Here is an 8382-nt window from a genome sequence, read left to right on the forward strand (position 1 = left end):
TTAGCGGGGTGGGGCCGGTTGGTGGGGCCAGTTGGTCAGGCCCGCGAGGGTGGCCGCTCTGCCGGCGGGCAGCACCTCGCGATCCGGCACGGGAAAGCCGCTGCGGCGCGGTTTCTCTGCTGGCACGGCGACTCCCCTCCGGCTCTGGTCGAACTGGTACGGAGAAGAGTATTGCCGCCCCGGGGAGGCGGCAATCGATATTGAGCCGTCGGTCAGGTGCGAGCCGGATCCTTCTGCTCGCGGGCGGTCCGGTCCAGGTGGTCGGCGAGTTCGTCGGTGAGCAGCAGGTCGGTGCGGATGTCACCGGCCGGGTATCCGGCCCGGCCGACCATGTGCGCGGCCACCGGCGCGGTGGCGAGCTGGAAGATGCCGACCAGCACCAGCGTGGTGATGTCCACCCCGGTCCGCAGCCGCAGCCCACAGCCGACCAGCACCAGCAGCAGCCCGAGGACCTGCGGCTTGGCCGCGGCGTGCATCCGGGTGAGCAGGTCCGGGAAGCGCACCAGGGCGACCCCGGCGGCGAGACTGAGCAGCGCGCCGCTGATCAGGCAGATGGCGGCGACGATGTCGAGCACGGCGTCGAGACTCATTTGGTGTTTCTCCGGACGGCGAAACGGGCGACGCTTACCGAACCGATGAAGCCGAGCACCGCCAGGACCACGAGCACCGGCAACGCGGTGGCGTCCCGGCTGTAGGCGGCCTCGGTGGCGATGGCGGCGACGATGATGGCCAGCAGCACGTCGGTGGCGACGGCCCGGTCCAGGATCGACGGGCCTCGGATGATGCGGGTCAGGGTGAGCCCGCCGGCCGCGGCGAGCAGCACGGTGACGGTCACGGCGACGACTGTCATGCGGTGGCCTCCTCCAGGTCGGTGCTGTCCCGGTCGGCGCCGTCGCGGACGCGGCGCTGCTCGTCCTCCGAGCCGATGGCGGCGATGATGCGTGCCTCCAACTCCAGCACGCCACGACGGAATTGTTCGACCTCGTCCAGGCTGTCCACGTTGATCACGTGGATGAACAGGGTGCCGGTCGTGCGGTCGGCCTCGAGGATGAGGCTGCCCGGCACCAGGGACAACGCCTCGGCGGTGAGGGTGAGGTTGAGATCGGTGTTCACCCGCAGCCGCACCGCGATGATGGCGCTGCGTGGCACGTGTCCCGGGCGCAGGGCCAGCCAGGCGATCTGGACCGAGGCGACCATCAGGTCCCGCAGGAAACGCAGCCAGAAGCGCAGCGTGGCCACCGGATGGATCCGACCGGCGAACGTCACCGGGGGCAGCGGGAAGACCGCCAGCAGCACGGCGGCCACCGCCAGGCCACCGATCACGTTGGCCCAGGAGAAGGTGCCCCACAGCAGCACCCAGACGGCGACCAACGCGATCACCGCGACGATCTGGTTGCGGCGTCGGGCCGCCCGGCTCAGCCGGGGCGCGGACGCGTCCGTCGGGTCCGCCGGGGTCATCGGGTCGGGCTTCACGGCGTACCTCCCGGGAAGACGGCCTCGACGTACGGGGTCCGGCGCAGCAGATCGTTGGCGGCGTCCGTACTCAGGTCGAACAGCGGTCCGGCGACCAGCGTCAGCACCAGACCGAACACCACGAGCGCCACGGTCGGCGCGATCATCAGACCGGGCATCACCGCACCGGTCTGCGGCGCGGCGCCGCCCTGACCCGGCTTGATCGCCCCGTCGGTGCGCGCCGCGCGGTCCGCGTCGCCCTCGCGCGGCATGTCCGGATGGGGCGCCCGCCAGAAGGCGAGGTTCCACACCCGGGCGATGGCGTACAGGGTGAGCAGGCTGGTGAGCAGGCCACCGGCGACCAGGATCCAGGCCAGCACGCCGCCGTCGTCGATGCCCGCCTGCACCAGGCCGAGCTTGCCGAGGAAGCCGGAGAAGGGCGGGATGCCGGCGAGGTTCAGCGCCGGCACGAAGAAGAGCACGGCCAGCAGCGGTGACAGTCGGGCCAGCCCGCCGAGGCGGTCCAACGCGGTACTGCCACCACGCCGTTCGACCAGGCCGGCGGCGAGGAACAGGGTGGTCTGGATGGTGATGTGGTGCACCACGTAGAAGATCGCCGCGGAGAGCCCCAGTGCCGAGGTGAGCCCCACCCCGAAGAGCATGTAGCCGATGTGACTGATGAGCGTGAACGACAACAACCGTTTGATGTCCGACTGGGCGACCGCGCCCAGAATGCCGACCACCATGGTCAGCACCGCGGTCACCAGCAGCAGGGTCGCCGTGCGGCCGCCGGGGAAGAGCAGCGTCTCGGTACGGATGATCGCGTACACGCCGACCTTGGTCAGCAGCCCGGCGAAGACGGCGGTGACCGGGGCGGGCGCGGTGGGATAGCTGTCGGGCAGCCAGGCCGACAGCGGGAAGACCGCCGCCTTGATGCCGAAGGCCAGCAGCAGCATGCCCTGCAACACCATGCGGATGTCGTCGGGCAGGGCGTCCAACCGGTCGACCAGCTGGGCCAGGTTGAGGGTGCCGGTGGCGGCGTACACGAGCCCGATGGCGACCAGGAAGATCACCGACGAGAGCAGGCTGACCACGACGTAGGTGGTGCCGGCCCGGATCCGGGTCTCGGTGCTGCCCAGGGTCAGCAGCACGTAGCTGGCGACCAGCAGAATCTCGAAACCGACGTAGAGGTTGAACAGGTCGCCGGAGAGGAACGCGTTGCACACGCCCGCGGTGAGCACCAGGTAGGTGGGGTGGTACACCGACAGCGGCGTCTCCTCGTTGCCGTCGGCCATACCCTGCCCGATGGAGTACACCAGCACGCAGAGGGTCACCGAGGCCGAGACCACGAGCATCAGCGCGGCGAGTTGGTCGGCCACCAGCACGATGCCCAGCGGCGCGACCCAGCCGCCGACCTCCACCACCAGCGGCCCGTCCAGGCTGGAGCGGACCAGCAGCGTCGCGGCCACCGCGACGGTGGCGGTGAGCACGGTGAGGCTGACCCACCGCTGGGCGCGGGGCCGGCCGAGCAGCAACAGCGTCAGCGCCGCGCCGAGCAGTGGCATCACCACCGGCAACGGGACCAGGTACGTCATCCGGAACTCCCCGCGTTCGTCGAGGCGACGACGGCGCGGGCGCCGTCGACAGGCGCGTCGTCGTCGGTGTCGGCGTCACCGTCGTCTTCGGTGCCGGGGCCCTCGTCGCGTTCCGCGAGGTCCATGATCCGGCGATCCTCGACGTCGTCCTGCACCTCGTCGTGCCCGTTGAGGTGCCAGCTCCGGTAGGCCAGGGCCAGCAGGAACGCGGTCATTCCGAGGGTGATGACGATGGCGGTGAGGATCATCGCCTGCGGCAGTGGGTCACTCATCTCCTCCTGCGGGGTGCGGCCGACGATCGGCGGCCCACCGGCCCGCCCGCCGGTCAGCAGCAGCAGGTTCGCGCCGTTGCCGAGCAGGATGACGCCCATCAACACCCGGGTCAGGCTGCGTTCGAGCAGCAACGTCACGCCGGCGGCGACGAGCACGCCGACCACGATCACGTAGGTCAGGTTCGGGGTCACACCAACTCCTTTTCCCGGACCTCGACGTCCTCGGTCTCCTGCTGGCGGTCCATCTCGGCACCGAGGCTGCGCAGGATGTCCAGCACCAGGCCGACGACGATCAGGAAGACGCCGACGTCGAAGAAGACCGAGGTGACGAAGTGGATCTTCCCCAGCACCGGTAGGTAGAAGTCGAGCGTGGCGGTCTGGAGGAACTCCCCGCCGAGCAGCATCGCCGCCACGCCTGTGCCGACGGCGACGAAGAGCCCGGCACCCAGCACCACGCCGGCGTCGACGGGAGCGGCACCGTTGAGTTCGGTCCGCCCGCCGGCCAGGTAGCGCACGGCCAGGGCCAGGCCGGCGACCAGACCCGCGGCGAAGCCGCCGCCGGGGGCGTTGTGGCCGCTGAACAGCAGGTAGATCGAGAACAGCATGATCGCGTGGAACAGCAGCCGGGTGACCACCTGGAGGATCACCGACTGGGCGCGGGCGGTGGCGCCTGTGGTCAGCCAGCGCGGCCGGGACTCGGCCCGGCCGCCGCCGGGGATGTCGCCGCGCCGGTCGAGGTCACGCGCGTGCCGGAAGATCAGGCTGGCCACGCCGGTGGCCGCCACCACCAGCACGGCGATCTCGCCCATGGTGTCCCAGGCCCGGATGTCGACGAGCGTCACGTTCACCACGTTCTTGCCGCCGCCGTAGGACACCGCCTCGTCCGGGAAGTCCACGGAGATCGGTACGGCCTGGCGGGCGCCGGTGGCGACGTAGGCCATGCCGGCGGTGACCGCGCCGACCGCGACGCCGATGGCGACCCGACCGCGGCGGGTGGAACGGATCGGTCGTTCCGAGAACTTCTCCGGCAGCCGCCGCAGCACCAGCACGAACATCACGATCGTGACGGTCTCCACCAGGAACTGGGTGAGCGCCAGGTCGGGCGCGCCGTGCAGGACGAACAGCAGGGCGATGCCGTAGCCGGCCACGCCGACCAGGATCATCGCGGTGAGCCGGCGCAGGGCTCGGGCCGCCATCACGGCGGCGACGACCACCACGGCGGCGGCCAACACCTGCAACGGGCTGTCCCAGAGGTGGAACCGCTGCGGCCAGGGGCTGCCGGCCAGCAGCACGCCGCCCGGCAACACGACGAGCACCACCAGGATGACGCCGAGGTAGAACGGCAGGGAGCCACGCTGGGTGGCACCGGTCAGCTCCACCGCCAGCCGGTCCACTCCGGCGATGACCTTGCTGTAGACGGCGGCGCCGTCGAAGGGCAGTCGCAGGGTGACCCGGACGCGTTCGCGACGCATCAACAGGAACAACCCGACACCGCCCGACACCGCCAGCACCGACAACCCCAGCGCCGGGGTGAGCCCGTGCCACAACGCCAGGTGGTAGCCCGGGTCGCTGCCGGTGGGATAGAGATCGGCGTACGGGGCGAGCAGGCGGTCCACCGCCGGGGCGAGCACGCCCGCCGCGGCGCCGGCGACGGCGAGCACAGCCGCGGGCGCGAGGAAGGGCCAGGACACCGGCTTGACCTCGATCGCCGGGGTGTCGGGCTTGTCGGCGAAGGCGCCCCACAAGAAGCGCAACGTGTACGCGACGGTCAGCACCGAGCCGCCGATGACACCGGCCAGCACCGCCAGGTCGACGGCGGTGCCGTGCAGCAGCGCCTCGACCGCCGCCTCCTTCGCCACGAACCCGGCCATCGGCGGCAGGCCGGCCATCGAGGCCGCGGCGAGCCCCGCCACCACCGCCAGGGCCGGCGTGGCGCGACCCACGCCGCTGAGTTCGCGCAGGTCCCGGGTGCCGGTGGCATGGTCGATGACGCCGACGGTGAGGAAGAGGGTGGCCTTGAACAGGGCGTGCGCCAGCACCATGGCGACGCCGGCCAGCGCGGTGTCCCGGGTGCCGGCACCGAGGATCACCATCAGCAGGCCGAGCTGGCTGACCGTGCCGTACGCCAGCAGCAGCTTCAGGTCCACCTGGCGCAGCGCGGTCCAGCCGCCGAGGAACATGGTGAGCAGACCGGTGGCCAGCAGCACCGGGCGCCACGGTGCGGTGCCGGCGAACGCCGGTCCCATCAGGGCGACCAGGAACACCCCGGCCTTCACCATCGCTGCGGCGTGCAGGTAGGCGCTGACCGGGGTGGGCGCCGCCATCGCGCCGGGCAGCCAGAAGCTGAACGGGAAGATCGCCGACTTGCTCAACGCGCCGAGCAGGATCAACAGCGCGGCCACCGCGAGGTAGCCGCCGCCGGGCAGGTTCTCGGCCACCTCGGACCAGCGGTAGCTGCCGGCGTGCTGGCCGAGCATGATGAACCCGGCGAGCATGGCCAGGCCGCCCAGCGTGGTCACCAGCAGCGCCTGCATGGCCGACCGGCGGCTGGCCCGCTTGGCCGGGTCGTAACCGATGAGCAGGTAGGAGAAGACGGTGGTCAACTCCCAGAACACGTAGAGCAGCAGCAGGTCGTCGGAGACGACCAGGCCGAGCATCGCCCCGGCGAACGCGACGAACACGGCGGCGAACCGGCCGAGCCCGGGATCGTCGGAGCGGAAGTAGCGGGCGCTGTACGCCAGCACCAGCGCGCCGACCCCGCCGACCAGGACGACGAGCAACCAGGACAGGGTGCCCATCCGGAAGGCGAGTTCCAGGCCGAGCTGCGGCACCCATGGCACCGTCTCGACCACCGGCTCGCCGGAACGGACCCCGCCGGTGTGGGTGAGCGCCCAGACCAGCGTCGCGCCAGGCGCCAGCGCTACGACGTAGAGAGCGTGTCTGCCCCAGAGCCGCACCAGCGCCGGGGCGATCACGGCTGTCAGCGCATGAACCGCCACCAGTGCCAGCACACAGCCTCCCCAGAGATCATCAGTCGGTGTAACGACCTTATCCGGTGACGGCCGTTATCCGCACCCGTGGTGATCCTGATCAAACACGGATGCACCGAGGGGGACGGGCCTGGTGGTGTGCGGTTAGTGTACTCAATCCCTCCCGGTTCGGCGCGTGCGCCCGTCGTCGCGGTCGATGCGAAGCTCCCGCTCGAGTTCGACAATGAGGGTACGAAGATCGTCCAGCCGTTGACTGATCGCGATCCGGTCCACCTCGTCCGGTATCCCGTCACCGTCCTCGTCGTAGCCGGGCGCGAGGCCCTCGGTCATCTCCAGTCGGCGCGCCTCCTCCATCGAGTTGACGATGACCGCGATCAGGATGTTCATCAGCAGGTTGACGGTGATGATCACGAAGCTGACGTAGTAGAGCAGGGTCCACGGGGAGTATGCGATGCCCTCCTCGATAAGGTCCGGCAAGGTCTCCAGGGACAGCAGCACGAAGAGCGTCAGCAGCGAACGTCCGATGTCGCCGTAGTCCTCCGGGTACACCGTGCCGAAGATCAACCAGCCGGCCATGCCGTAGACGTAGAGCGTCACCATGGCCAGGGCGAGGAAGCCGCCGACCCCGGGCAGGCTGCGCCAGAGCGCCGTGACGATCGTCCGCAGGCCGGGCGAGAACCGGACCAGCCGCAGCATCCGCATCACCCGCAGGAAGCGCAGCAGCGCCGAGTCGCCGTGCAGGCCCGGGATGAAGATCGCCGCGATCACCAGGAAGTCGAAGACGTTCCAGCCGTGTCGGAAGAAGTCCTGCGGCCGGCGACCGTACGCGAGCAGCCTGATGGTGATCTCGAGGACGAACACGGCCCGGAAGAACCACTCCAGGGCCCGCAGTGCGAGACCGGCCGACCCCAGGTGGGGGTAGGTCTCCAGGCCGAGCACGATCCCGTTGGCGATGATCACGCCGATGATCACGAGTTCGAACGGGCGGGACGCGGAGAGCCGGGCACAGAACTCCACGAGTCGGGCCTCGCGGGTGGGGTGGCCCCGGCCGTCTCGCTGGGCCGGTACGCGGCTTCCGCTCACCAGCCGGCCGGACCCGGTGCGATCACCGGGGCCGGCGAGACCGGCCACCGTGCGTCATCTCGGTACTGACGTACGGCAATCATGGACGACAGCCTACGGGGAAAGGATCTAGGCCATCACCCTCAGCCGGCCGCCACGGAGATGGCCTGCGGATACCTTCTCCCCCGGTCGCCCGCCGGACCGGCCGGCGTCCGCAGTCCCACGCGTCGCCCGTCCCGTGCGTACGCAATCTTGGAGAGTTTCCGTTAGCGCTGAACGGGAAATTTCCAAGATTGCGCGTTCGCGTTGAAGCGGCGGGGCCTGCCCACTTCGGGTGGGCCCCTTCGCCGCGCATAGGGTGGGCGTCGCAAGTCGTCGCGAAGGCGATCTTGCACATAACTCACCGAGAGGTCTCAGGTAGCACCCATGACCATCATCGACAAGGTCGCGTGGATCCACCTTGAGAACGGTGCAATTCTCAGCTCCCGGTCGCGGGGCAAGGATGTCTTCTACATTCCGGGTGGCAAACGAGAACCAGGCGAGGCGACATCGACACGCTCATCCGCGAGATCCAGGAAGAACTCAGCGTCACCATCGCTCCGGACACCGCCGAGCACCTCGGAACCTTCCACGCCCAAGCCCATGGTCACCCCGACGGCACGATGGTCCGCATGACCTGTTACACCGCTGCCTATCGAGGCATCCTGCGGCCCGGCAACGAAATCGAAGAGATGGTCTGGCTCACTCACGCCGACCGCCACCGGGTCTCCCCAGTCGACCAGCTCATCTTCGACCACCTTCGCGGGACTGCGCTCATGCGCTGAGGCGACATCATCGGCAGTCCGCGGATCTGACATTTCTGTTCCCGTCCTTCGTGGAAACATGGGCGTGTGGATCTAACGGTGTTTCCGGCCTGACCTGCCGGGCGTTGTGCCTGGTGAGGAGGGTGCCGTGATGACCGCGACACTGAACGAGCAGTCCGGACGGAAGAAGCGGCCTGAGGCGTCGGCG

The 8382-nt window shown here is 69.7% G+C and carries 7 protein-coding genes and 1 pseudogene; 1 reads left to right on the forward strand and 7 read right to left on the reverse strand.

The genetic code is table 11. The annotated features are described in order from the left end of the window. Positions 1 to 212: 212 nt before the first annotated feature. From mnhG to C1I93_RS25645, 7 genes are all read right to left on the reverse strand, one after another. On the reverse strand, positions 213 to 590 hold the full coding sequence (mnhG, locus tag C1I93_RS25615) for a monovalent cation/H(+) antiporter subunit G (RefSeq protein ID WP_111245849.1): 378 nt from the start codon (positions 588 to 590) through the stop codon (positions 213 to 215). Further along, positions 587 to 850, reverse strand: coding sequence for a monovalent cation/H+ antiporter complex subunit F (locus tag C1I93_RS25620; protein ID WP_111245850.1), 264 nt, complete (start codon positions 848 to 850; stop codon positions 587 to 589). The genes mnhG and C1I93_RS25620 overlap by 4 nt, the downstream gene beginning before the upstream one ends. After that, positions 847 to 1473 carry a Na+/H+ antiporter subunit E gene (locus tag C1I93_RS25625; protein WP_223256220.1) on the reverse strand — a complete coding sequence of 209 codons (627 nt, stop codon included), beginning with the start codon at positions 1471 to 1473 and terminating at the stop codon, positions 847 to 849. Before C1I93_RS25625 ends, C1I93_RS25620 begins: the two co-directional genes overlap by 4 nt. Next, entirely contained in the window at positions 1470 to 3047 is a 1578-nt protein-coding gene (locus tag C1I93_RS25630) for a Na+/H+ antiporter subunit D (RefSeq protein ID WP_111245851.1), read from the reverse strand. Before C1I93_RS25630 ends, C1I93_RS25625 begins: the two co-directional genes overlap by 4 nt. Further along, a complete protein-coding gene (locus tag C1I93_RS25635; protein ID WP_111245852.1) occupies positions 3044 to 3511 on the reverse strand; it encodes a Na(+)/H(+) antiporter subunit C in 468 nt (155 codons plus the stop codon). The genes C1I93_RS25630 and C1I93_RS25635 overlap by 4 nt, the downstream gene beginning before the upstream one ends. Beyond that, positions 3508 to 6330 (reverse strand): Na+/H+ antiporter subunit A, encoded by a 2823-nt coding sequence (locus C1I93_RS25640; protein ID WP_111245853.1) that lies wholly within the window; start codon positions 6328 to 6330, stop codon positions 3508 to 3510. Before C1I93_RS25640 ends, C1I93_RS25635 begins: the two co-directional genes overlap by 4 nt. Before the next feature lie 132 nt (positions 6331 to 6462). Beyond that, the gene (locus C1I93_RS25645; protein WP_223256219.1) at positions 6463 to 7392 is read right to left on the reverse strand and encodes an ion transporter; all 930 of its coding nucleotides are present in this window, start codon (positions 7390 to 7392) and stop codon (positions 6463 to 6465) included. 405 nt (positions 7393 to 7797) lie between these two features. On the opposite strand from C1I93_RS25645, the pseudogene C1I93_RS32750 reads away from it, so the two are divergent. Beyond that, positions 7798 to 8195: pseudogene (locus C1I93_RS32750) on the forward strand (NUDIX hydrolase). The last annotated feature ends 187 nt before the right edge of the window (positions 8196 to 8382 follow it).

It is taken from the genome of Micromonospora endophytica, assembly GCF_003236305.1.
In the GTDB taxonomy this organism is placed as follows: domain Bacteria; phylum Actinomycetota; class Actinomycetes; order Mycobacteriales; family Micromonosporaceae; genus Micromonospora; species Micromonospora endophytica.

Excerpts from the sequence above, each read along its gene's own strand:
- mnhG (WP_111245849.1), bottom strand. The coding sequence starts at position 590 with ATGAGTCTCGACGCCGTGCTCGACATCGTCGCCGCCATCTGCCTGATC.
- C1I93_RS25620 (WP_111245850.1), bottom strand. The coding sequence starts at position 850 with ATGACAGTCGTCGCCGTGACCGTCACCGTGCTGCTCGCCGCGGCCGGC.
- C1I93_RS25630 (WP_111245851.1), bottom strand. The coding sequence starts at position 3,047 with ATGACGTACCTGGTCCCGTTGCCGGTGGTGATGCCACTGCTCGGCGCG.